Genomic DNA, 21,745 nt, shown 5'->3' on the forward strand with positions numbered 1-21,745 from the left:
AGTATGTTTAAGCGATACCTGCAAGTTACGAAGCCTGGCATCATTTTTGGCAACCTGATCTCCGTGATCGGCGGTTTCCTGCTGGCCTCCAAAGGCCACATCGATTACCCGCTGTTCGCCTGGACGCTCATCGGTGTGTCTCTGGTGGTCGCCTCGGGTTGTGTTTTCAACAACTACATCGATCGTGACATCGACCGTAAGATGGAACGAACGAAGAACCGAGTGCTGGTTAAGGGACTGATTGCGCCAAAAACGTCACTGGTCTACGCCACTTTGCTGGGTCTCGCTGGCTTCATGCTGCTGTGGTTCGGCGCCAATCCCCTCGCCTGCTGGCTTGGGGTGATGGGGTTTGTGGTTTATGTTGGCGTTTATAGCCTGTACATGAAGCGCCACTCCGTTTACGGCACGCTGATTGGTTCTCTCTCCGGTGCTGCGCCACCGGTGATTGGCTACTGTGCCGTAGCGGGTACCTTTGACAGCGGCGCACTGATCCTGCTGGCGATCTTCAGCCTGTGGCAGATGCCCCACTCCTACGCTATCGCGATTTTCCGCTTTAAGGATTATCAGGCAGCGAACATCCCGGTTTTGCCTGTGGTGAAAGGGATTTCGGTGGCAAAAAACCACATCACGCTGTACATCGTGGCCTTTGCTATTGCCACGTTGATGCTAACGCTAGGCGGTTACGCCGGGTATAAATACCTGATCGTTGCCGCAGCGGTAAGCGTCTGGTGGCTGGGCATGGCCCTGCGTGGTTACAAAGTGGAAGATGATAAAGTCTGGGCGCGCAAGCTGTTCGGTTTCTCTATCATCGCCATTACCGCGCTGTCGGTGATGATGTCCGTCGACTTCATGGTGCCGAACTCGCAAAACCTGCTGACCTACGTCTGGTAAGACATACGGTGTGATAATAAAACCCTGCTTCGGCGGGGTTTTTTATTGCGGCTCTAGCAGGATATATTCACCAAATTATTGGATTACGCGTCTGTTTCGCACAAATGATTCAGTAATGTAATATTTGCTCATTAAGCGTTTGTTTACCCTACTCCTTCCTCGCACTACACTACTCCCAGCTTTTATTTTGAGGTGGAAATGAACGATTTTAAAATGACGCCGGGCGAGTTACGCGCAACCTGGGGTTTAGGGACTGTTTTCTCGCTGCGTATGCTTGGCATGTTTATGGTCCTACCGGTTCTGACCACGTACGGTATGGCTTTACAAGGGGCCAGCGAAGCGCTGATTGGTTTGGCGATTGGCATCTACGGCCTAGCCCAGGCCGTTTTCCAGATCCCATTTGGCCTGCTTTCCGATCGCGTCGGCCGTAAGCCACTTATCGTGGGTGGGCTCGTTATCTTTGTCATCGGTAGCATTATTGCCGCACTCTCTGATTCCATCTGGGGCATCATTCTTGGCCGCGCGCTGCAAGGCTCCGGCGCCATTGCAGCCGCGGTGATGGCGCTGCTATCCGATCTCACTCGCGAACAAAACCGCACTAAAGCGATGGCGTTTATCGGCGTTAGCTTCGGCGTCACCTTTGCCATCGCCATGGTGCTAGGCCCAATCATCACCCATAAACTGGGTCTGCACGCCCTGTTCTGGATGATTGCTGGGCTTGCGACCATCGGCATCGCTCTGACCTTGTGGGTAGTGCCGGATAGCAAAAACCACGTCCTAAACCGTGAGTCCGGGATGGTGAAAGGCTGCTTTAGCAAAGTTCTGGTCGAGCCGCGTCTGCTGAAGCTGAATTTCGGCATTATGTGCCTGCATATTTTGCTGATGTCCACCTTCGTCGCGCTGCCCGGCCAGCTTGAAGCCGCTGGTTTCCCTGCCGCCGAGCACTGGAAGATTTATCTGGTCACTATGCTGATATCTTTCATTTCCGTGCTGCCTTTTATCATTTATGCCGAAGTGAAGCGTCGGATGAAGCGGGTGTTTATCACCTGCGTGGCGCTGCTGGTGATTGCAGAAATCGTGTTGTGGGGTTCCGGCCCGCACTTCTGGGAGCTGGTTATCGGCGTGCAGCTGTTCTTCCTTGCCTTTAACCTGATGGAAGCGCTGCTGCCATCGCTTATCAGCAAAGAGTCTCCGGCGGGCTATAAAGGTACAGCCATGGGGATTTACTCCACCAGCCAATTTATCGGCGTGGCCATTGGCGGCGCGCTGGGCGGTTGGGTCGACGGGTTGTTTGACTCCCAGACCGTGTTCCTAGCAGGGGCGTTACTGGCGATGATCTGGCTGCTGGTTGCCAGCACCATGAAAGAGCCACGCTACGTGAGTAGCCTGCGCGTTGAGATCCCAGAAGGGGTTGAGATTAACGATGTGCTAAAACAGCGACTTGAAGCGAAAGACGGGGTGAGTGAGGTGTTTATTGTAGCTTCAGAGCGCAGCGTCTACGTCAAAATCGACAGTAAAGTGACGAACCGATTTGAAATTGAACAGGCGGTCAGCGCCTGAAAAAAGGCCCGGTAAGCTTATGCTACCGGGCCTTTTCGCTTAATCGCGGAAGTTTTTGAACTGGAAAGGCTGGCCTAAATCGCCGCCACGTACCAGTGCCATGACGCCCTGCAGATCGTCACGAGATTTCCCGGTTACGCGGATTTCATCGCCCTGAATTTGCGCCTGCACTTTCAGCTTGCTGTCTTTAATCAGCTTGACGATTTTCTTCTGTACCGTGCTTTCAATGCCGGTTTTCAGCTTCCCTTCAACGAACCAGGTTTTGCCGCTGTGGACAAACTCTTCTGGAACTTCGATGGAGTTACCTTCAATACCGCGCTTGAGAAGCTTGGCACGCAGGATATCCAGCAGTTGGTTGACCTGGAAATCTGACTCGCTCAGCACTTTGATGGTCGAGTCTTTTTCGTTCAGTGTAATCGTCGCTTCCACGCCACGGAAATCGAAGCGAGTTTCGACTTCACGGGTCGCATTGTCTACGGCATTCTTCGCTTCCTGAAGGTCAACTTCAGAAACAATATCGAAAGATGGCATATTTTATTCTCCCTCTCTTTTTGATGCGATGCATAATACCCGCAACATCAGATAACACAAACTGTTATCCCAGTGACTGCCGGAACCCGGTCGACGCTATACTAGTGTCATTCCACTCAATCCACGGCAGGTGAGGAGAAATCATGAAGATTACTGTGCTAGGATGCGGCGCCCTTGGACAATTATGGATGACCGCGCTGCTGCGGCAAGGTCACGAAGTTCAGGGCTGGCTGCGTGTGCCAGCCCCGTGGTGCAACGTCAATCTCCAGGAGCTTGATGGGAAGGTGTTCAACGAACTGCTGACCGCGAACGACCCGGATTTCTTAGCCCAAAGCGACCTGCTGCTGGTGACCTTAAAAGCTTGGCAGATTTCCACAGCGGTAAAGCATCTGGCGGAACATCTCCCCGTAACCACACCTATTTTGTTAATCCACAACGGAATGGGGATTGCTGAAGAGCTGACGTCGCTTAAGCAGCCGCTGCTGCTAGGGATGACTACTCAGGCGGCACGGCGCGACGCGAACCTGATTATCCACGTGGCCAACGGCACCACCCGTATCGGCCCCGGTAATTCCCAAGCGCATACCTTTAGCGGGCTTGCGGATACGCTGCATACCGTGCTGCCAGATGTGGCATGGCATAACGATATGGGCTCTGCTAGTTGGAAGAAGCTGGCGGTAAACTGCGTTATCAACCCGCTGACCGCGTTGTACGACTGCCCCAACGGCGGGCTTCGCGACCACGCCCAGGAAGTTGAGCTTATCTGCAACGAAGTCGCGGGCGTAATGCAGCGCGAAGGACACCACTCAAGCCCGGAGGATTTGCTGTATTACGTCTGGCAGGTGGTCGATATGACGGCAGCCAATATCTCGTCGATGCTGCAGGACGTACGGGCGATGCGCCACACGGAAATTGATTACATTACCGGCTATTTACTTAAGCGGGCGCGGGCACACGGTAGCCATGTTCCAGAAAACGCCCGGCTGTACGACCTGATTAAACGTAAGGAGAACGCGTATGAGCGCAACGGCGCTGGTTTGTCTCGCCCCTGGGAGTGAAGAAACCGAAGCGGTGACAACCATCGACCTGCTGGTCCGTGGCGGAGTTAAGGTGACCACAGCCAGCGTAGCCAGCGATGGTGAACTGGTGATTGTTTGCTCTCGCGGCGTGAAGCTACTGGCGGACGCTCCGCTGGTGCAAGTCGCAGATGGCGACTTCGACGCGATTGTTCTACCGGGCGGTTTACAGGGTGCGGAATGCTTCCGCGATAGCCCTCTGTTGGTCGAGACCGTACGCCAGTTTCACCTTTCCGGACGCATTGTGGCGACTATCTGCGCCGCAACGGGAACGGTGCTGGTGCCGCACGATATTTTTCCAATGGGTAATATGACCGGTTACCCGGCGCTGAAGGATTCCATCCCCGAAGAACAGTGGGTCGATAAACGCGTGGTCTGGGACCCGCGGGTGAATCTGCTCACCAGCCAAGGGCCAGGGACGTCGATTGATTTTGCGCTAAAGCTGATTGATTTACTGGTCGGCCGTGAGAAGGCGTATGAGGTTGCGTCGTCGCTGGTGATAGCGGCGGGGATTTATAATTACTACGAGTAAAGCTCCGAACAGTACCTTCGCCCCTTTTGGGAGAGGGCGAAAATACTAAAAACCGGCTCATTGAGCCGGTTTTGCTGTTTATTATGGGCGGTAAACCTTGACGTTTGTAAAGCCCTGCTCGCGCAGATACAGCGCCTGCAGACGGCTCATCACACCACGTTCACACCACAGCAGCCAGGTTTTGCTCTGATCGAGGTCACCAAACTTGGTGCTCAACTTGTAGAACGGCAGAGAAACCACCTCCACGCCTTCCACTTTCAGCGGCTTATCTTCCTGCTCGTCAACGGAACGAATATCCAAGATCACATCGTTTTCGCTAAAACCGGTGACAGTTTCCACTTCCACCACGTCCTGCGACGTCTGCTGGGCAATCTCGCGAATATCCACGTTGTTGGCTTCCGCCACCACTTTGTCGAGGATGCTGAAATCGAAGTTGGCTTCTTCCGCTTCAATCTTCGCCTTCACCGCTTTCACGGTTGGGCTTTTTGAAATCACGCCGCAGTATTCCGGCATGGTACGGGCGAAATCTTCGGTGCCGATGGCACGCGCCATATCGATGATGTGCTCTTTATCGTGAGAGATAAGCGGGCGCAGGATCAGCGTATCGGAGACGTTGTCGATAAGGCGCAAGTTGGTCAGGGTCTGACTGGAAACTTGGCCCAGCGCTTCGCCGGTGACCAACGCCTGTACGCCGTAGCGTTCAGCAACCTGCGACGCCGCGCGGACCATCATGCGCTTGAGCACGACACCCATCTGACCGTCGTCCACTTTTTCCAGGATCTCACCAACCACCGGTTCGAAGTTTATCGCCACAAAGCGTACGCGATGCGAACGGCCAAAGCGGTTCCACAGATAATGCGCCACCTGACGAACACCGATTTCGTGCGCCGCACCACCAAGGTTGAAGAAGCAGTAGTGCACACGACAGCCGCGACGCATCAGCATGTAACTAGACACGCCGGAGTCGAAGCCGCCAGAAATGAGCGACAGCACATCTTCTTGGGTACCAATCGGATAACCGCCGATGCCTTCATAGCGGCCTTTAACCAGCAGCAGGCGATCGTTTTCGATTTCCAGATTGACGGTCACGTCCGGCTTGGTCAGCTTAACGCGCGCAGATTCAATGTGTTGATTTAACCCGCCGCCAACATAGCGCTCGGCTTCAATCGAGGTGAATTCATGCTTGCCACGACGCTTTACGCGCACGCAGAAGGTTTTACCTTCAACTTCAGAGCGATACTGCTCCAGCGCTTTTTCAAAGATGTCATGCAGGGAGGTGAAAGGTACGTCTTCCACGTCCAGAATATGGTGGATCCCAGGAATGCGCGTCAGCGCATCGCGAATGTCCAGGCGCTGGCTTTCGTCTTTCGCGCGAACTTCAATGTGATCCCAGTGGCGTACAATGGCGAGCGTTTCTTCGTAGTTCTTTAGGACGTTACGAATGTTCCCGGTGAGAATTTTAATAAAGCGCAAACGCACAGATTGGCTTTTGATGGTGATTTCAGGGAACAATTTAATGATAAACTTCATGGCGGCAATGGTTCTTGAGCAAGCCTTGATGGCTTGTTATGGAAAAAATACAGCAACCCCTTTAACCAAAGGCTGCATCCAGGCGCGCAAGTATATCACCATCGCGTTGACCATTGCGTGTTATTTGCTTCACGCCCAGACTCCGTTACCATAGACGCAGTCGCGACATAACAAGAGCCAAACATTCACTATGCCAAAGAAAAATGAAGCCCCGGCCAGTTTTGAAACCGCTTTAACCGAGCTGGAGCAGATTGTTAACCGTCTCGAAAGCGGCTCCCTTCCACTGGAAGAAGCGCTGAACGAATTCGAACGCGGCGTGCAGCTGGCACGTCAAGGGCAGACCAAGCTGCAGCAGGCAGAACAGCGCGTGCAGATCCTGCTGGCCGATAACGAAGATGCCCCATTAACGCCTTTCACTCCGGACGCTGATTAAATGGATTTCCCGCAACAGCTCAATGCCTGCGTAGAACAGGCAAACGACGCGCTGCGCCGTTTTATCGCCCCGCTGCCGTTTCAGAACACTCCGCTAGTTAACGCCATGCAGTACGGCGCACTATTGGGCGGTAAACGTCTGCGCCCGTTCTTGGTGTACGCCACCGGAAAGATGTTTGGTGTGAGCACGGTAACGCTGGATGCCCCAGCCGCCGCCGTCGAGTGTATCCACGCCTATTCGCTGATGCACGACGATCTGCCGGCAATGGACGATGATGATTTACGTCGCGGCCAGCCGACCTGCCACATTAAGTTTGGCGAGGCGAGCGCAATTCTTGCTGGTGACGCGCTGCAAACGCTGGCGTTTTCTATACTCAGTGATGCGCCAATGACGGAAGTCTCTGACCGCGACCGCCTCGCGATGCTGTCAGAACTGGCAAGCGCCAGCGGCGTTGCTGGGATGTGCGGCGGTCAGGCACTGGATCTGGAGGCTGAAGGCCAACAGGTTAATCTGGAAATGCTGGAGCGTATTCACCGTCATAAAACCGGTGCATTAATCCGCTCCGCCGTGCGTCTTGGCGCACTTAGCGCCGGGGAACAAGGCCGCCGTGCGCTGCCGTTGCTGGATAAGTACGCCGAAAGCATCGGTCTGGCTTTCCAGGTTCAGGATGACATTCTGGATGTGGTCGGCGATACTGCGACCCTCGGAAAACGTCAGGGTGCCGATCAGCAACTCGGTAAGAGCACCTATCCTGCATTACTGGGCCTTGAGCAAGCCCGGAAAAAAGCCAGTGACCTCATTGCCGATGCCCACCAATCATTGAACGAGCTGGCGGCGCAGTCACTGGATACCACAGCACTGGAAGCGCTAGCGAACTACATCATCCTGCGCGACAAATAAACAATAAATGAGTCTCCGATGAGTTTTGATATTGCCAAATACCCGACCCTGGCGCTGGTCGATTCCACCCAGGAATTGCGCCTGCTGCCAAAAGAGAGCCTGCCGAAGCTGTGCGACGAGCTACGCCGTTACCTGCTCGACAGCGTGAGCCGCTCCAGCGGACACTTCGCCTCCGGGCTTGGCACGGTGGAGCTGACCGTTGCGCTGCACTACGTCTATAACACGCCGTTCGACCAGCTTATCTGGGACGTCGGCCATCAGGCCTATCCGCATAAAATTCTGACCGGACGTCGCGATAAAATCGGCACTATTCGGCAGAAAGGCGGTTTACATCCGTTCCCGTGGCGCGGTGAAAGCGAATACGATGTGCTGAGCGTCGGGCACTCCTCGACGTCAATTTCCGCCGGGATCGGCATCGCGGTTGCCGCCGGGAAAGAGAACAAACAGCGTCGTACCGTGTGCGTGATTGGCGATGGCGCAATCACGGCAGGCATGGCGTTTGAAGCGATGAACCACGCAGGTGATATCAAGCCCGATATGCTGGTGGTGCTGAACGACAATGAAATGTCGATTTCCGAGAACGTTGGCGCGCTGAATAACCATCTGGCGCAGCTACTTTCCGGCAAGCTGTACTCCTCTTTACGCGAAGGTGGTAAGAAGGTCTTCTCTGGCGTGCCGCCGATTAAAGAGCTGCTCAAACGTACCGAAGAACATATTAAAGGAATGGTGGTGCCAGGCACCCTGTTCGAAGAACTCGGCTTTAACTACATCGGGCCGGTCGACGGTCACGACGTGCTGGGGCTGGTCAATACGCTGAAGAATATGCGCGACCTAAAAGGCCCGCAGTTCCTGCACATTATGACCAAAAAAGGCCGTGGCTATGAGCCCGCCGAGAAAGATCCCATCACCTTCCACGCGGTGCCGAAGTTTGATCACACCAGCGGGAAACTGCCGAAAAGCAGCGGCGGCCTGCCGTCGTACTCAAAAATCTTCGGCGACTGGCTATGCGAAACCGCCGCCAAAGATGCGAAGCTGATGGCGGTTACGCCCGCCATGCGCGAAGGCTCCGGCATGGTCGAGTTTTCAAAGAAATACCCGGACCAATATTTTGACGTGGCCATCGCCGAACAGCATGCGGTGACCTTTGCTGCGGGTCTGGCGATTGGCGGCTATAAGCCGATTGTCGCTATCTACTCCACCTTCTTACAGCGCGCTTACGATCAGGTGATCCACGACGTGGCTATCCAGAAGCTGCCGGTGCTGTTTGCTATCGACCGCGCAGGTATCGTGGGTGCCGATGGGCAGACGCACCAAGGGGCGTTCGATCTCTCCTATCTGCGCTGTATTCCAGATCTGGTTATCATGACGCCAAGCGATGAGAACGAATGTCGCCAAATGCTATATACCGGCTATCACTACGGTGAAGGTCCAAGCGCGGTGCGCTATCCGCGCGGGAGCGGCACAGGTGCCGAGCTTAAACCGCTGGAAAAACTGCCGCTGGGTAAAGGTCTCGTCAAGCGTGAAGGCGAAAAGCTGGCCATCCTCAACTTTGGTACGCTGTTAGCACAGGCTGAGATCGTTGCCGAAAAACTCAACGCGACGCTGGTTGATATGCGCTTTGTGAAACCGCTGGATGAAAGTCTGATCCTTGAGCTGGCGGCCCGCCACGACTCACTGGTGACGCTGGAAGAAAACGCCATTATGGGCGGCGCGGGCAGCGGCGTGAACGAAGTGCTAATGGCACACCGTAAACCGGTGCCGGTACTCAACATTGGCCTGCCTGATTTCTTCATTCCACAAGGGACGCAGGAAGAAGCCTATGCCGACCTCGGTTTGAATGCGACGGGTATTGAGGCGAAGATCGCGGCCTGGTTGGCATAACCCTCCTCTCGCTCCTGCTATGCTTAAAGGAACTCGTTTCCCGTTAGCAGGAGCTAAATCATGCAATACCATCTCTTAGGACAAACCGACCTCCGGGTTTCCCGCCTTTGCCTGGGCTGTATGACCTTCGGCGAGCCGGAACGGGGTAAACACGCCTGGACGCTGCCGGAAGACAGCAGTCGCCCCATTATTCAGCGGGCACTGGAAGGCGGCATCAACTTTTTCGACACCGCCAACAGCTACTCCGATGGCAGCAGCGAAGAGATTGTCGGCCGCGCGCTGCGTGACTTCGCCCGCCGTGACGACGTCGTCGTCGCCACTAAGGTCTACCACCAGGTTGGCGACCTAGAAGAAGGCCTTTCCCGCACGCAAATCCTCCGCTCCATTGACGACAGCCTGCGCCGCCTGGGAATGGAGTACGTCGATCTGCTGCAAATCCACCGCTGGGACTACCGTACGCCGATTGAAGAGACGCTGGCCGCACTTGATGAAGTGGTGAAATCGGGCAAGGCTCGTTTCATCGGCGCCTCTTCAATGCATGCCCGCCAATTCGCTCACGCCTTGGCGCTGCAAAAAGCCAACGGCTGGGCGCCGTTTGTCACCATGCAGGATCACTACAATCTTATTTATCGGGAAGAAGAGCGTGAAATGCTGCCGCTGTGTGCGCAGGAAGGCGTCGCGGTGATCCCGTGGAGTCCGCTGGCGCGTGGACGTCTGACGCGCCCATGGGGCGAAACCACCGCCCGACTGGTTTCCGATGAATTTGGCAACACCCTGTATCAGTCAACGGAAGAGAATGATGCACAAATCGCCGACCGGCTGACCCACGTGGCGGAAGATATCGGCGCAACGCGAGCGCAAACGGCGCTGGCGTGGTTACTGAGTAAACCTGGGATTGCTGCGCCGATTATTGGCACGTCGCGGGAGGAGCAGCTCGATGAGCTGTTGAATGCGGTCGATATTACCCTGAAACCGGAGCAGATAGCCGAACTGGAAACGCCGTATCAGCCGCATCCGGTGGTGGGGTTTAAGTAGGGTGCGGTTTTCCCCTCACCCTAGCCCTCTCCCCGAAGGGGCGAGGGAACCGTTCCGAGCTGGTTTGCTTCTTCTCATCCATGGTCGGAGAAATGGTTCCGAGCTGGTTTTCTCCCTCTCCCTTCTAGGGAGAGGGCCGGGATGAGGGTTATACCCTCACAGAATATGATGTCCTACGACGTACAATATCCCCGCTGAAATCACCCCAGCGACAATGTCATCAACCATAATCCCCATCCCGCCGTGGATATTACGGTCAAACCAACGGATCGGCCACGGTTTCCACATATCCAGAATGCGGAACACCACAAACCCAGCCAGCACCCACTGCCAGCTGATAACCGGGATAGCCATCAGGGTTATCCACATGCCGATAAACTCATCCCACACGATGCTGCCGTGGTCGTGCGTTTGCATGTCACGCGCCGTGCGGCGGCAGATATAAACGCCAATACAGATACCGAACATCACCACCAGCGAATAAAGCTGGAGCGGTAAAAAGGTCAGCAGATACCAGAATGGGATAGAGGCCAGTGACCCCATTGTGCCAGGAACAATGGGGCTTAACCCGCTGCCGAACCCCGTCGCCAACAAATGCCAAGGATTGCGTAAATTCAGACGGCTCTTTGCGATATCGTTCTTAGCCAAAATGATCGTACCCCTTCCAGTCCAGCGTGACCGCCTTTCCATCCTGTGTAAAATTCAGTCCTTCTACGTCAGCGCTAATTTGCCCCACGCAGGTGAATGGCGTACCAAGCTGACCTAATGCCACTTCCAGCGCACCGCGATTAAGCTCCGGTACGGTAAAGCAGAGCTCATAATCTTCACCGCCGGAAAGCGCCCAGCGACAGGCTTGCTCTGGCGCCACATGGCGCCGCATAACGTCGGAATACGGTAACGTATTCAGTTCCACACGTGCACCAACGCCGCTGGCCTTGAGGATATGTCCAAGGTCAGAAATCAGCCCGTCTGAGATATCAATCGCCGAGCTCGCAAGGTCACGCAGCGCCTGCCCTTGCAAAATACGCGGCGTCGGGCGCAGATGACGCTGGCGCAGATAAGCGACATCTTCCGGCACATCAACGGTGAGTTGATTGAGCAGAACGGCCAACCCAGCGGCACTGTCACCCGGCGTACCGGTGACGTAGATCCAGTCGCCCGGCTTCGCACCTGAGCGCTTCAGCGCGCGCCCCATCGGAACATAGCCATGGATACTCAATGTCATCGCCAACGGACCTTTGGTGGTGTCGCCGCCAATCAGCTGCATATCGTAGTAGTTTAGCTGTTCAAACAGACTGTCGCTGAACGCCGCCAGCCAGTTTTCATCAACCGAAGGCAGGGTTAGAGCCAGCGTTAACCACGCAGGATCGGCACCCATTGCTGCAAGATCGCTGACGTTAACTGCCAGCGCCTTGTAGGCCAAATCGGCCGGGTCGATATCAGGAAGGAAATGATTACCCGCGACCAGCGTGTCGGTGCTGATTGCCAAGGTTTGTTTTTCAGGAATATTGAGCAATGCGCAGTCGTCACCGATTCCGGTTTCGACATCAAGACGGGCGTTTCGCACCCGGTCAAAATAACGGGCAATCAGGGAAAATTCGCCGCATGCCATACGTTATGCCTCAGAAGAAGGATAAAAAAAGGCCGGGGAAAGCGGTATCAACCACCCTCTCACCGGCCTACAGATTACTTTTTGCGGGGACGAATAGCAGGAGCGGCTTTATCCAACACACCGTTGACAAACTTGTGGCTGTCTTCAGCACCGAAGGTTTTTGCCAGTTCGATAGCTTCGTTGATGGCCACTTTGTACGGCACATCATCACGCTTCGACAGCTCGAACAGCGCGATGCGCAGCACGGCCTTCTCCACCTGACCCAGCTCTTCGAGCAGACGGGACAGGTATGGCTTCATTAATCCATCGAGGTACGCGCTGTTAGTCGCCACCCCGGACAGCAGCTCACGGAAGTACAGAACGTCAACATCTTTAACGTCTTGTTCAGCCAAGAACTGGTATTCAACATCAGAGATGTCGTTCTGGGACAACTGCCAGGAATAGAGCGCCTGGACGGCACACTCACGGGCGCGGCGACGAGCAGCAGGTTTCACGGATTTCCCCTTACAAAAATCAGGCCTTGATGGCTTTCAATACATTAATCATTTCAAGCGCGGTCAGTGCAGCTTCTGCACCTTTGTTACCGGCTTTTGTGCCAGCGCGTTCGATGGCTTGTTCAATACTTTCGGTGGTCAGAACACCAAAGGCTACCGGGATTCCGCTGTCCTGAGCGACGTGCGCCAGGCCATTGCTTGCCCCGCCAGCAACATATTCGAAGTGAGCAGTACCGCCACGGATAACCGTACCCAGCGCAATCACCGCATCGTATTTACCGGTTTTTGCCAGTGCGTCCGCCGCCAGCGGCAGTTCATACGCGCCTGGAACCCAAACAACGGTGATGTTTTCATCTTTAACCTGACCAATACGTTTCAGGGCGTCGATAGCACCTTCCAGCAGGCTGTCATTGATAAAGTTGTTGAAACGCGCGATGGTGATGGCGACGCGAGCGTCCGGGGTAGCAACGTTAGCTTCAATAATGTTCATACTACTCTTCCTTTGGGTTCATTTGCCCCGCAGGGGGGCGGATTTTATCATAATATTCTGTGCGCTGCTTCCTATAAATCAGAAAGCCTCACGCAGTCGTTAAATGCAGGCACACATCGGTGCCTACCTGACGTATCTCGTTGAATTTGAAATGGGGGGCATCGGCCAGTTTCTCAAGCCCCGGCAGCACACATAATCCACGTGCCTCGCTTCCCAAGAGTTTAGGCGCGATGTAAACGATAAGCTCGTCGACCAGTCCCGCCTGAATCAGCGCGCCTGCAAGCGTTGGCCCCGCCTCGACCCAGATGCTGTTAATTTGCTGCTTGCCCAGTTGCATCATCAGCAGCACCAGATCGAGATGCCCGTTGTGCTCCGGCACTTTCAGCGTCTGTACGCCTTCCGGCCAAACGCGGATATCGTCTTTGGTGCGCGCAAACAGCGTTTCACCGGGCTGCTGCACAATACGGTGCTCCGGCGTCACGCGATTATGGCTGTCGATAACAATACGCAGCGGCTGACGCAGATTTTCCTGCGGATAGAGCGCTTGGGTCTCTGCGCTGAGCTCTTCCCAGCGCACCGTCAGCGCCGGATCGTCAGCAAGCACCGTCGCACTGGAGGTTAAAATGGCATGGTTTTCCGCGCGCAAACGCTGTACGTCACGACGCGCCTGCGGCGAGGTAATCCACTGGCTTTCTCCGCTCGCCATCGCGGTGCGCCCATCTAACGACGCGCCCATTTTGAGGGTGATGTAGGGGAAACCGGTGCGCATCCGTTTCAGGAAACCTTTATTCAGGGCTTCCGCTTCGCTCATCATGAGCCCGTGACTGACTTCAATTCCCGCCTGCTGCAAACGGTACAGGCCACGCCCCGCAACCTGCGGATTAGGGTCCTGCATCGCTGCAACCACGCGCGATACACCAGCGGCAATCAACGCGTCGCAGCACGGCGGCGTGCGCCCATGATGGCTGCACGGTTCGAGCGTCACGTAGGCCGTCGCACCTTTGGCTTTATCACCCGCCATGCGCAACGCATGAACTTCAGCATGCGGTTCGCCAGCGCGGTAGTGAAAACCTTCGCCAACGATTTCACCCTGATTGACAATCACGCAGCCAACGCGAGGGTTCGGATGAGTGGTGAATCGTCCACGCGCAGCCAGTTTCAGGGCGCGCGCCATATACATTTCATCGTGCATAGCTTAGTCCTGTAGGCGGGCGATCTCTTCGCCAAACTCTTTGATATCTTCAAAGCTGCGGTACACCGAGGCAAAGCGGATGTAGGCCACTTTATCGAGTTTTTTCAGCTGTTCCATCACCAAATTACCCAGCAGTTTGCTCGGCACTTCGCGCTCACCGGTAGCGCGCAGGTGTGATTTGATGTGATTAATGGCCATTTCGACATCATCAGAACTGACTGGACGCTTTTCCAGCGCTCTGAGCATTCCGCTGCGCAGCTTGTCTTCATTGAACGGTTCACGCACGTCGTTGCTTTTTACGATACGCGGCATCACCAGTTCAGCCACTTCGAAGGTGGTAAAACGCTCATTACAGACGAGGCATTGTCGACGACGGCGAACGGAGGAACCTTCTCCCACAAGGCGGGAGTCAATCACTTTAGTGTCTACGGCGAAACAAAATGGGCAGTGCATACGACGTCCTGACGGTGAGGGTTAGTGGAATCTATTTTACCCTGAACTGCCGGGACAACAAAGGAACAGCGCTTTTTGAGACAAAGGATCGATGCCAGATGCCATATTGCACGCTACCATTGCGTTATCCCGAAGAGAAGGAAACAGACATAATGACAAGACGTTACCTAAGAATCGCCCTACTTGGAAGCTTCGTCAGCCTGACCGCCTGCGCCCAACAGTCGGAAGTGCGGCAGATGCACCAAAACATCAGCACGCTCAGCGCAGAGATGACGCAGCTTAATAAAGAAACCGTGAAGATCACTCAGCAAAATGCGTTGAACGCGAAATCAACCCGTGGCGTTTATCTGTTACCTGGTGCCAACACCGCCGCCCGCCTGAATAGTCAGATTGGCACGCTGCGTATGTCGCTGCACAACGTGGCGGCCAACGCACAGGGCACGGTGGCGACCTTGCGTATTCAGGGTGAGTCTAACGATCCGCTTCCGGCTTTTACTGGTACCGTTGAGTGGGGGCAGATTCAGGGCACCACGGAACAGTATCAGGAGGTGAACGTGCAGAATCAGCTCTTCTCCGCCCCAGCCAGCGTTCTGGCGCCGAGCGATGTGGATATTCCGCTGCAGCTTAATGGTGTCACCCCAGACCAGTTGGGATTTGTGCGCATTCACGACGTTCAACCCGCCAACGCGCAGTAAGCCTCTTTTGGCGTCGGCACCTATCGAGCGCGTCGACGCCTGCACCTCTAATCCCGTCATTTTCTGTGTGTAAATATTTGCAATAATTCACTCCATCAGTACAATCCCCGCGTCTAATCTACGCAAACGTGAACGCAATCGATTACGCATTTGAAAAATGTGTGAAGTGCGACTGATTTTCGTGAGCAAGGATTCATATAATAGGCACCTAGAAACACGAAACATTTAGATAAACTTCGGTGATAAAAATCACCTTCTTTCGAATTTCTTTACTAGTGGCATAAACATGAAAAAAACATTATTTGCAGCCGGTGCGGCGCTGGCGCTTTCCGCTTCTTTCACTGCTAATGCTGCTGGGGACTCCCAGCCGCAGTACGTTTCCGACTGGTGGCACCAGAGCGTCAACGTCGTTGGCAGCTACCACACACGTTTCTCTCCAAAACTGAACAACGATGTTTATCTGGAATATGAAGCATTTGCCAAGAAAGATTGGTTAGATTTCTATGGCTACATCGATATTCCTAAAACCTTCGACTGGGGTAACGGCAACGATACTGGTATCTGGTCTGACGGTTCCCCTATGTTCATGGAAATCGAACCGCGCTTCTCTATCGACAAGTTGACAGGTGCAGACCTGAGCTTTGGTCCATTCAAAGAATGGTATATCGCTAACAACTATATCTACGATATGGGCGACAACAAGGCCAGCCGCCAGAGCACCTGGTACATGGGTCTGGGTACCGATATCGATACCGGTCTGCCGATGAGCCTGTCCATGAACGTGTACGCGAAGTACCAGTGGCAGAACTACGGTGCAGCAAACGAAAACGAGTGGGACGGCTACCGCTTCAAAGTGAAATACTTTGTACCGATTTCCGACCTGTGGGGCGGTAAACTGAGCTACATCGGTTTCACCAACTTCGACTGGGGTTCAGATCTGGGCGACGAACCGAACCGTACCAGCAACTCCATCGCTTCCAGCCACATCCTGGCGCTGAACTACGATCACTGGCACTACTCCGTTGTCGCACGTTACTTCCATAACGGCGGCCAGTGGAAAGGCGGCGATACCCTGAACTGGGGCGAAGGTGATTTCAGCGCGAAATCGACCGGTTGGGGTGGTTACTTGGTTGTGGGTTACAACTTCTAAGTTCTGCTCGCAAAAAAGGCCAGAGGTTTCCCTCTGGCCCGTTTCGGGCGCATGCTGCCACGCGGTAGCGCATCACGCCCACCCCCACATTATTTCCTGCTATGCCACCAGCCTAAAAACAGACCTGTCGCAATACCGACCAGCGTAGGTGCGGCCAGATCGTGCCAGAAAAAAATGCAAACTTCAGTGAACGTCATGTCGCCGCCTTGGTTGCAATGGCAACGGTTCGCGGCTATCCTCAACTTGTCTAGAGATAGGATTGCCCCCGTTATGTTGCCGGTGAATACCGAACAATGAGCGGGGGTTTTCTCTTTCCAGCAACAAGGCCACCGGGGATCAAGCCCCCGCAACACTGCGCCTCACCGGGGTATCCCGGCTTGCCGCTGATTCTACTCGGCTAACCTGTTTCCACATGACGTTAAAACAAAAAAATCCCAACCTTGCGATCGGGATTCCAGCGCTTATGCAACATCGATACAGCGTTAAGCTTATTTCTTTTTATTCAGCATCGACTTCAGATCGGCAAACGGGTTATAGGTCGCTTCACCAACATCTTTTTGCGCATCTTCACCCGCAACCACCGTTGAGCCGTACTGATCCGCCTCGGTGTACTTCGAGTGTTCATGATCGTGGCAATAGAGACACAGAAGCTCCCAGTTACTGCCGTCTTCCGGGTTGTTCGTATGGTCGTGATCCATATGGTGAACCGTCAACTCACGCAGGTTGGAGTAAACGAATTCACGCGAACAGCGGCCGCATACCCATGGGAATAATTTGAGCGCTTTTTCGCGATAGCCGCTTTCCAGCCGTACATAGTTTTTGGGGATGATGGCCATAATGACTCCTCACAAAGCAATAATCAGACTTATTTAGAATAATAAGATGCAATAAAAAAGCCGCAACACGGTTTGGGTGTCACGGCTTTTTTCAATAACGTATTAACGCTCGCTTAAGGCAGAATAGACGGCTGATCCGCCCCTTCTTTCTCAACTTTCTGCTGCAGCATGTGCTCACGTTTCATACCCAGCTTCAGCGCCAGCGCCGATGCCACGTAGATAGATGAAGCCGTACCGATGGAAACACCGATAAGCATCGTCAGTGAGAAGCCTTCCAGTACTGGACCACCGAAGAGGTACAGCATCAGAATAACCACTAACGTCGTACCGGACGTAATCAACGTACGGTGCAGCGTCTGGGTCAACGACACGTTAAAGATTTCGTAAGGCGAACCGCGACGGATTTTGCGGAAGTTTTCACGAATACGGTCAGATACCACGATGCTGTCGTTGAGCGAGTAACCGATGACCGACATCAACGATGCAACGATCGTCAGGTCAATCTCGATATGGAACAACGACAAGATGCCCACGGTGATGATAACGTCGTGCGCAAGCGAGATAACGACACCCGCAGCCAGTCGCCACTCAAAGCGGAAACCGACGTACACCAAGATGGACAGTAGCGCTACCATCAGCGCCATCGCACCAGTCTGCGCCAGATCGGCACCTACACTTGGCCCCACGAACTCAATACGCTTCACGGCGGCGTTCTGGTTGGTGGCTTCGTTAATGACGCTCAGCACCTTGCTACCCAGCACCTGGCCGCCATCTGCGCCTTCGGTCGGCGGCATACGCACCATGATGTCATGGCTGCTGCCGAAGTTCTGCAGCAGCGGCTCAACGAAGCCCGCTTTCTCCAGCGCATCACGCATCACATCCATATCCGCCGGTTTTTCCAGCGTAATCTCAATCACGGTACCACCGGTGAAATCGAGACCCCAGTTAAAGCCGCGTACGCCCATCACTATGATGGCCGCAATCAGCAGGAAACCAGAGATGCCGAAAGCCCAGTAGTCCCAGCGCATAAAGTCATAGACTTTACGGCCGTGATTCAATTGTTCAACAGTATATTCCTGTGCCACATCGCACTCCTCAGATTGACAGCTTTTTGACGCGCTTGCCGCCATACAGCAGGTTTACGATGGCACGCGTACCGACAATCGCGGTAAACATCGACGTCGCCACACCGATACCGGTAGTAATCGCGAACCCTTTAATTGCCCCGGTGCCGACGGCATACAGGATCAGGACTTTAATCAGCGTAGTAATGTTCGCATCGAAGATGGAACTGAACGCGCCGGCATAGCCTTCGTTGATCGCCTGCTGGACTGAACGCCCGTTACTCAACTCTTCTTTGATACGTTCGTTGATTAGCACGTTAGCATCGACCGCGACGGCAAGGGTTAACACAATCCCCGCAATCCCCGGCATACTCAACGTCGCGCCCGGCAGCAATGACATGATACCGACGATCAGTACTAAGTTCGCCAGCAGTGCGCTTGTCGCAATCAGACCAAACTTCTTATAGAAGAAGAGCATGAACAGGATAGAGACCACCAGACCGGCCAGACACGCTTCCAGGCCCTGCTTGATGTTCTGCATACCCAGCGTTGGGCCGATGGTACGTTCTTCAACAATCTGAATTGGCGCAATCAGCGCACCCGCACGCAGCAGCAGCGAAAGCTGACGTGCTTCGTTAGGGTTGCCAATACCGGTGATACGGAAGCTGTTACCCAGTCGGGACTGGATATTGGCGATGTTAATCACCTCTTCTTGTTTCACCAGCACGGCACGGCCGTTAGCGTCTTTCTTACCGCTGTCTTTATACTCCACGAACAGGGTCGCCATCGGTTTACCGATGTTGTCCTTGGTGAAGTTAGACATAATGTTGCCACCTGCGCTATCCAGCGAGATGTTAACCTGCGGTTGGTTGTATTCATCCTGGCTGGAAGTGGAGTCGGTGATATGGTCACCGGTCAGAATCACACGCTTGTACAGCACAACTGGCTGGCCTTCACGCGTATTCTTCACTTCTGAATCGCCCGGAACACGGCCAGACGCAGCAGCAGCCTGATCGACGTTGCTGTTGACCAGACGGAATTCCAGCGTCGCTGTCGCGCCCAGAATTTCTTTAGCACGCGCGGTGTCCTGAATACCAGGCAGTTCGACCACGATACGGTCAGCGCCCTGGCGTTGAACTACCGGTTCTGCCACACCCAGTTGGTTAACACGGTTACGCAGAATGTTGATGTTCTGCTGTACCGCATACTCACGAGCTTCGCTCAGACGCGCATCGGTCATCACCGCACGCAGTCCGGTGCTACCTTGGCTTGAAATCACCAGATCTTGGTGACGCTTGCTGAGATAGGAGATCGCTTCATCACGGGCGTTGCCATCACGGAAAGTGATGCTCAGACCGTAGTTGTCTTCTTTACGAACGGTAGTATAAGGAATGCCTTTTTCACGCAAGTCGCTGCGCAGGCTATCGATATTTTGTTCCTGGAGCTTGCCAAGCGCGGTATCCATGTCCACTTCCATCAGGAAGTGAACGCCACCACGCAGATCAAGACCGAGCTTCATTGGCTCTGCGTGAATCGCAGCCAACCAGCGCGGAGTTGCCGGAGCAAGGTTAAGCGCCACGACATATTTGTCACCCAGCACGCTCATCAACGCTTCACGCGCGCGCAGCTGGATGTCGGTGGTGTCGAAGCGCGCAAGAATAGCGCCCTCTTCCAGTGCCACAGACTTAGCGGTAATTTTTTCTTCTTGTAACGTTTTCTGGACCTGGATCAGCGTTTGCTCACTGGCGGCGACGCCGCGCACGCCAGTGATTTGAACAGCCGGATCCTCACCATACAGGTTGGGAAGCGCATACAGGAGACCGCCGACAATCACGACGATCAACATGACATACTTCCACAAAGGATAACGGTTTAACACGGCAGTTCCCTTTGGGAAAACGGAATATTACAGCGCCTTCATGGTGCCTTTCGGCAGAACGGCAGCTACGAAGTCACGTTTGATAACCACTTCAGTGGTGTCGTTCAGTGCGATAGAGATGTAGCCAGTTTCTGCTACTTTAGTCACACGACCAACCAGGCCACCGTTCGTCAGAACTTCATCGCCTTTAGCAATAGAGCTCATCAGGTTTTTGTGTTCTTTGGTACGCTTTTGCTGTGGGCGCAGGATCATGAAGTAGAAGATCAGACCAAACACAACCAGCATCAGGATCAGAGACATCGGGCTGCCCTGTGACGGAGCCCCGGTTGCTGCTACCGCATCAGAAATAAAAAAGCTCATTCAAATTCCCTCATTATTAAAATTAATCAACGTTCAAAGGTGGAACCGTACGCCCCTGGCGTTGGTAAAAATCGGTCACGAAGCTCTCTAATTTACCCTCTTCAATAGCCTTGCGTAAACCAGCCATTAAACGCTGATAATAACGAAGGTTATGAATGGTATTGAGGCGCGCGCCCAGTATTTCGTTGCAACGGTCAAGATGATGCAAGTACGCACGTGAATAATTGCGACAAGTGTAGCAATCACACTCTGCATCGAGCGTGCTGGTGTCGCTTTTATGTTTCGCATTGCGGATTTTTACCACGCCGTCGGTCACAAACAGATGACCATTACGGGCGTTGCGCGTCGGCATGACGCAGTCAAACATATCGATACCGCGACGAACGCCTTCAACCAGGTCCTCTGGTTTACCAACGCCCATCAGGTAGCGAGGTTTGTCGGCTGGGATTTGCGGGCAAACATGCTCCAGAATACGGTGCATATCTTCCTTAGGCTCACCTACCGCCAAACCGCCGACAGCGTAGCCATCAAAGCCAATGTCCACCAGACCTTTCACGGAGATATCACGTAAATCTTCGTAAACGCTGCCTTGGATGATGCCAAATAGCGCATTTTTGTTGCCTAAACCATCAAAACGGTCACGGCTACGCTTGGCCCAACGCAAAGACATCTCCATCGAGCGCTTGGCGTAATCCCAGTCCGCCGGGTACGGCGTACATTCATCGAAGATCATCACGATGTCAGAACCGAGATCGTATTGAATCTCCATTGATTTTTCTGGATCGAGGAAAATCGGGTCGCCGTTGATAGGGTTACGGAAGTGCACGCCCTGTTCGGTGATTTTACGGATATCACCCAAGCTGAAGACTTGGAAACCGCCGGAATCGGTGAGGATTGGGCCTTTCCACTGCATGAAATCATGCAGGTCGCCGTGCAGCTTCATTATTTCCTGGCCCGGGCGCAGCCACAGGTGGAAGGTGTTGCCGAGAATAATCTGTGCGCCGGTTGCTTCAACTTCTTCCGGCGTCATGCCTTTCACGGTGCCGTAGGTTCCCACCGGCATAAAGGCCGGCGTTTCTACTACGCCACGATCAAAAACCAGGCGGCCGCGGCGGGCGCGACCGTCTGTGGTGTCCAGTTCAAATTTCATT

Annotated in this window: 24 protein-coding genes; 10 read left to right on the plus strand and 14 right to left on the minus strand. The window is 54.1% G+C overall.

What is annotated here, in order from left to right:
- The first annotated feature begins 3 nt into the window (after positions 1 to 3).
- Entirely contained in the window at positions 4 to 891 is an 888-nt protein-coding gene (gene cyoE, locus AB4K05_RS05685; RefSeq protein ID WP_368479015.1) for a heme o synthase, read from the plus strand.
- Between the two features lie 198 nt (positions 892 to 1,089).
- On the plus strand, positions 1,090 to 2,451 hold the full coding sequence (locus AB4K05_RS05690; protein ID WP_368479016.1) for an MFS transporter: 1,362 nt from the start codon (positions 1,090 to 1,092) through the stop codon (positions 2,449 to 2,451).
- A 39-nt stretch (positions 2,452 to 2,490) separates the two neighbouring features.
- Here AB4K05_RS05690 and AB4K05_RS05695 read toward each other — a convergent pair whose 3' ends face one another.
- Positions 2,491 to 2,982 carry a YajQ family cyclic di-GMP-binding protein gene (locus tag AB4K05_RS05695; RefSeq protein WP_368479017.1) on the minus strand — a complete coding sequence of 164 codons (492 nt, stop codon included), beginning with the start codon at positions 2,980 to 2,982 and terminating at the stop codon, positions 2,491 to 2,493.
- A gap of 143 nt (positions 2,983 to 3,125) precedes the next feature.
- On the opposite strand from AB4K05_RS05695, the gene panE reads away from it, so the two are divergent.
- The gene (gene panE, locus AB4K05_RS05700) at positions 3,126 to 4,040 is read left to right on the plus strand and encodes a 2-dehydropantoate 2-reductase (RefSeq protein ID WP_368479018.1); all 915 of its coding nucleotides are present in this window, start codon (positions 3,126 to 3,128) and stop codon (positions 4,038 to 4,040) included.
- Positions 4,000 to 4,590, plus strand: coding sequence for a protein deglycase YajL (gene yajL / locus AB4K05_RS05705; RefSeq protein WP_368479019.1), 591 nt, complete (start codon positions 4,000 to 4,002; stop codon positions 4,588 to 4,590). The genes panE and yajL overlap by 41 nt, the downstream gene beginning before the upstream one ends.
- A gap of 81 nt (positions 4,591 to 4,671) precedes the next feature.
- On the opposite strand, the gene thiI is transcribed toward yajL, so the two are convergent.
- Entirely contained in the window at positions 4,672 to 6,120 is a 1,449-nt protein-coding gene (thiI, locus tag AB4K05_RS05710) for a tRNA uracil 4-sulfurtransferase ThiI (RefSeq protein WP_368479020.1), read from the minus strand.
- A 190-nt stretch (positions 6,121 to 6,310) separates the two neighbouring features.
- Here thiI and xseB point away from each other — a divergent pair, with 190 nt between their 5' ends.
- The 4 genes from xseB to AB4K05_RS05730 are packed head-to-tail and all read left to right on the plus strand — an operon-like array spanning position 6,311 to position 10,369.
- Positions 6,311 to 6,553, plus strand: a complete 243-nt coding sequence (gene xseB, locus AB4K05_RS05715) for an exodeoxyribonuclease VII small subunit (protein ID WP_368479021.1) — start codon at positions 6,311 to 6,313, stop codon at positions 6,551 to 6,553.
- On the plus strand, positions 6,554 to 7,453 hold the full coding sequence (gene ispA, locus AB4K05_RS05720; protein ID WP_368479022.1) for a (2E,6E)-farnesyl diphosphate synthase: 900 nt from the start codon (positions 6,554 to 6,556) through the stop codon (positions 7,451 to 7,453).
- Between the two features lie 18 nt (positions 7,454 to 7,471).
- Complete coding sequence (dxs, locus tag AB4K05_RS05725; RefSeq protein ID WP_368479023.1) at positions 7,472 to 9,334, plus strand: 1-deoxy-D-xylulose-5-phosphate synthase; 1,863 nt, start codon at positions 7,472 to 7,474, stop codon at positions 9,332 to 9,334.
- 60 nt (positions 9,335 to 9,394) lie between these two features.
- Positions 9,395 to 10,369 carry an aldo/keto reductase gene (locus AB4K05_RS05730; RefSeq protein ID WP_368479024.1) on the plus strand — a complete coding sequence of 325 codons (975 nt, stop codon included), beginning with the start codon at positions 9,395 to 9,397 and terminating at the stop codon, positions 10,367 to 10,369.
- A 156-nt stretch (positions 10,370 to 10,525) separates the two neighbouring features.
- On the opposite strand, the gene pgpA is transcribed toward AB4K05_RS05730, so the two are convergent.
- From pgpA to nrdR, 6 genes are all read right to left on the minus strand, one after another.
- Positions 10,526 to 11,059: a phosphatidylglycerophosphatase A gene (gene pgpA / locus AB4K05_RS05735; protein ID WP_368479025.1), complete on the minus strand. Its 534-nt coding sequence runs from the start codon at positions 11,057 to 11,059 to the stop codon at positions 10,526 to 10,528.
- A complete protein-coding gene (gene thiL / locus AB4K05_RS05740) occupies positions 11,010 to 11,981 on the minus strand; it encodes a thiamine-phosphate kinase (protein WP_368479026.1) in 972 nt (323 codons plus the stop codon). The genes pgpA and thiL overlap by 50 nt, the downstream gene beginning before the upstream one ends.
- A gap of 74 nt (positions 11,982 to 12,055) precedes the next feature.
- Entirely contained in the window at positions 12,056 to 12,475 is a 420-nt protein-coding gene (gene nusB, locus AB4K05_RS05745) for a transcription antitermination factor NusB (protein WP_368479027.1), read from the minus strand.
- Between the two features lie 19 nt (positions 12,476 to 12,494).
- Positions 12,495 to 12,965 carry a 6,7-dimethyl-8-ribityllumazine synthase gene (gene ribE, locus AB4K05_RS05750; protein ID WP_003021575.1) on the minus strand — a complete coding sequence of 157 codons (471 nt, stop codon included), beginning with the start codon at positions 12,963 to 12,965 and terminating at the stop codon, positions 12,495 to 12,497.
- 88 nt (positions 12,966 to 13,053) lie between these two features.
- Complete coding sequence (gene ribD / locus AB4K05_RS05755) at positions 13,054 to 14,157, minus strand: bifunctional diaminohydroxyphosphoribosylaminopyrimidine deaminase/5-amino-6-(5-phosphoribosylamino)uracil reductase RibD (RefSeq protein ID WP_368479028.1); 1,104 nt, start codon at positions 14,155 to 14,157, stop codon at positions 13,054 to 13,056.
- A gap of 3 nt (positions 14,158 to 14,160) precedes the next feature.
- Entirely contained in the window at positions 14,161 to 14,610 is a 450-nt protein-coding gene (nrdR, locus tag AB4K05_RS05760) for a transcriptional regulator NrdR (RefSeq protein WP_368479029.1), read from the minus strand.
- 152 nt (positions 14,611 to 14,762) lie between these two features.
- Between nrdR and AB4K05_RS05765 the strand changes: the two genes are divergently transcribed.
- Together AB4K05_RS05765 and AB4K05_RS05770 are read left to right on the plus strand one after the other, a co-directional pair.
- Entirely contained in the window at positions 14,763 to 15,305 is a 543-nt protein-coding gene (locus tag AB4K05_RS05765) for a DUF3251 domain-containing protein (protein WP_368479030.1), read from the plus strand.
- A gap of 286 nt (positions 15,306 to 15,591) precedes the next feature.
- Positions 15,592 to 16,455: a nucleoside-specific channel-forming protein Tsx gene (locus AB4K05_RS05770; protein ID WP_368479031.1), complete on the plus strand. Its 864-nt coding sequence runs from the start codon at positions 15,592 to 15,594 to the stop codon at positions 16,453 to 16,455.
- Between the two features lie 89 nt (positions 16,456 to 16,544).
- Here AB4K05_RS05770 and AB4K05_RS05775 read toward each other — a convergent pair whose 3' ends face one another.
- From AB4K05_RS05775 to tgt, 6 genes are all read right to left on the minus strand, one after another.
- Positions 16,545 to 16,652 (minus strand): type I toxin-antitoxin system toxin Ldr family protein, encoded by a 108-nt coding sequence (locus AB4K05_RS05775; protein ID WP_368479032.1) that lies wholly within the window; start codon positions 16,650 to 16,652, stop codon positions 16,545 to 16,547.
- 291 nt (positions 16,653 to 16,943) lie between these two features.
- Positions 16,944 to 17,291 (minus strand): HNH nuclease YajD, encoded by a 348-nt coding sequence (yajD, locus tag AB4K05_RS05780; protein ID WP_368479033.1) that lies wholly within the window; start codon positions 17,289 to 17,291, stop codon positions 16,944 to 16,946.
- A 113-nt stretch (positions 17,292 to 17,404) separates the two neighbouring features.
- The gene (gene secF / locus AB4K05_RS05785; protein WP_368479034.1) at positions 17,405 to 18,376 is read right to left on the minus strand and encodes a protein translocase subunit SecF; all 972 of its coding nucleotides are present in this window, start codon (positions 18,374 to 18,376) and stop codon (positions 17,405 to 17,407) included.
- A gap of 10 nt (positions 18,377 to 18,386) precedes the next feature.
- On the minus strand, positions 18,387 to 20,234 hold the full coding sequence (secD, locus tag AB4K05_RS05790) for a protein translocase subunit SecD (protein WP_368479035.1): 1,848 nt from the start codon (positions 20,232 to 20,234) through the stop codon (positions 18,387 to 18,389).
- A gap of 27 nt (positions 20,235 to 20,261) precedes the next feature.
- Positions 20,262 to 20,594: a preprotein translocase subunit YajC gene (gene yajC / locus AB4K05_RS05795; RefSeq protein ID WP_062773927.1), complete on the minus strand. Its 333-nt coding sequence runs from the start codon at positions 20,592 to 20,594 to the stop codon at positions 20,262 to 20,264.
- Between the two features lie 22 nt (positions 20,595 to 20,616).
- A complete protein-coding gene (tgt, locus tag AB4K05_RS05800) occupies positions 20,617 to 21,744 on the minus strand; it encodes a tRNA guanosine(34) transglycosylase Tgt (RefSeq protein ID WP_052283895.1) in 1,128 nt (375 codons plus the stop codon).
- Between the last annotated feature and the right edge of the window lies 1 nt (position 21,745).

The organism is Kluyvera sp. STS39-E (assembly GCF_040932435.1).
Classification (GTDB): domain Bacteria; phylum Pseudomonadota; class Gammaproteobacteria; order Enterobacterales; family Enterobacteriaceae; genus Kluyvera.

Excerpts from the sequence above, each read along its gene's own strand:
- yajC (WP_062773927.1), bottom strand. The coding sequence starts at position 20,594 with ATGAGCTTTTTTATTTCTGATGCGGTAGCAGCAACCGGGGCTCCGTCA.
- ribD (WP_368479028.1), bottom strand. The coding sequence starts at position 14,157 with ATGCACGATGAAATGTATATGGCGCGCGCCCTGAAACTGGCTGCGCGT.
- panE (WP_368479018.1), top strand. The coding sequence starts at position 3,126 with ATGAAGATTACTGTGCTAGGATGCGGCGCCCTTGGACAATTATGGATG.
- AB4K05_RS05695 (WP_368479017.1), bottom strand. The coding sequence starts at position 2,982 with ATGCCATCTTTCGATATTGTTTCTGAAGTTGACCTTCAGGAAGCGAAG.
- AB4K05_RS05690 (WP_368479016.1), top strand. The coding sequence starts at position 1,090 with ATGAACGATTTTAAAATGACGCCGGGCGAGTTACGCGCAACCTGGGGT.
- nrdR (WP_368479029.1), bottom strand. The coding sequence starts at position 14,610 with ATGCACTGCCCATTTTGTTTCGCCGTAGACACTAAAGTGATTGACTCC.
- cyoE (WP_368479015.1), top strand. The coding sequence starts at position 4 with ATGTTTAAGCGATACCTGCAAGTTACGAAGCCTGGCATCATTTTTGGC.
- AB4K05_RS05730 (WP_368479024.1), top strand. The coding sequence starts at position 9,395 with ATGCAATACCATCTCTTAGGACAAACCGACCTCCGGGTTTCCCGCCTT.
- AB4K05_RS05765 (WP_368479030.1), top strand. The coding sequence starts at position 14,763 with ATGACAAGACGTTACCTAAGAATCGCCCTACTTGGAAGCTTCGTCAGC.
- yajD (WP_368479033.1), bottom strand. The coding sequence starts at position 17,291 with ATGGCCATCATCCCCAAAAACTATGTACGGCTGGAAAGCGGCTATCGC.
- thiI (WP_368479020.1), bottom strand. The coding sequence starts at position 6,120 with ATGAAGTTTATCATTAAATTGTTCCCTGAAATCACCATCAAAAGCCAA.
- AB4K05_RS05775 (WP_368479032.1), bottom strand. The coding sequence starts at position 16,652 with ATGACGTTCACTGAAGTTTGCATTTTTTTCTGGCACGATCTGGCCGCA.
- pgpA (WP_368479025.1), bottom strand. The coding sequence starts at position 11,059 with ATGGAAAGGCGGTCACGCTGGACTGGAAGGGGTACGATCATTTTGGCT.
- dxs (WP_368479023.1), top strand. The coding sequence starts at position 7,472 with ATGAGTTTTGATATTGCCAAATACCCGACCCTGGCGCTGGTCGATTCC.
- thiL (WP_368479026.1), bottom strand. The coding sequence starts at position 11,981 with ATGGCATGCGGCGAATTTTCCCTGATTGCCCGTTATTTTGACCGGGTG.
- xseB (WP_368479021.1), top strand. The coding sequence starts at position 6,311 with ATGCCAAAGAAAAATGAAGCCCCGGCCAGTTTTGAAACCGCTTTAACC.
- tgt (WP_052283895.1), bottom strand. The coding sequence starts at position 21,744 with ATGAAATTTGAACTGGACACCACAGACGGTCGCGCCCGCCGCGGCCGC.
- yajL (WP_368479019.1), top strand. The coding sequence starts at position 4,000 with ATGAGCGCAACGGCGCTGGTTTGTCTCGCCCCTGGGAGTGAAGAAACC.
- AB4K05_RS05770 (WP_368479031.1), top strand. The coding sequence starts at position 15,592 with ATGAAAAAAACATTATTTGCAGCCGGTGCGGCGCTGGCGCTTTCCGCT.
- ispA (WP_368479022.1), top strand. The coding sequence starts at position 6,554 with ATGGATTTCCCGCAACAGCTCAATGCCTGCGTAGAACAGGCAAACGAC.
- ribE (WP_003021575.1), bottom strand. The coding sequence starts at position 12,965 with ATGAACATTATTGAAGCTAACGTTGCTACCCCGGACGCTCGCGTCGCC.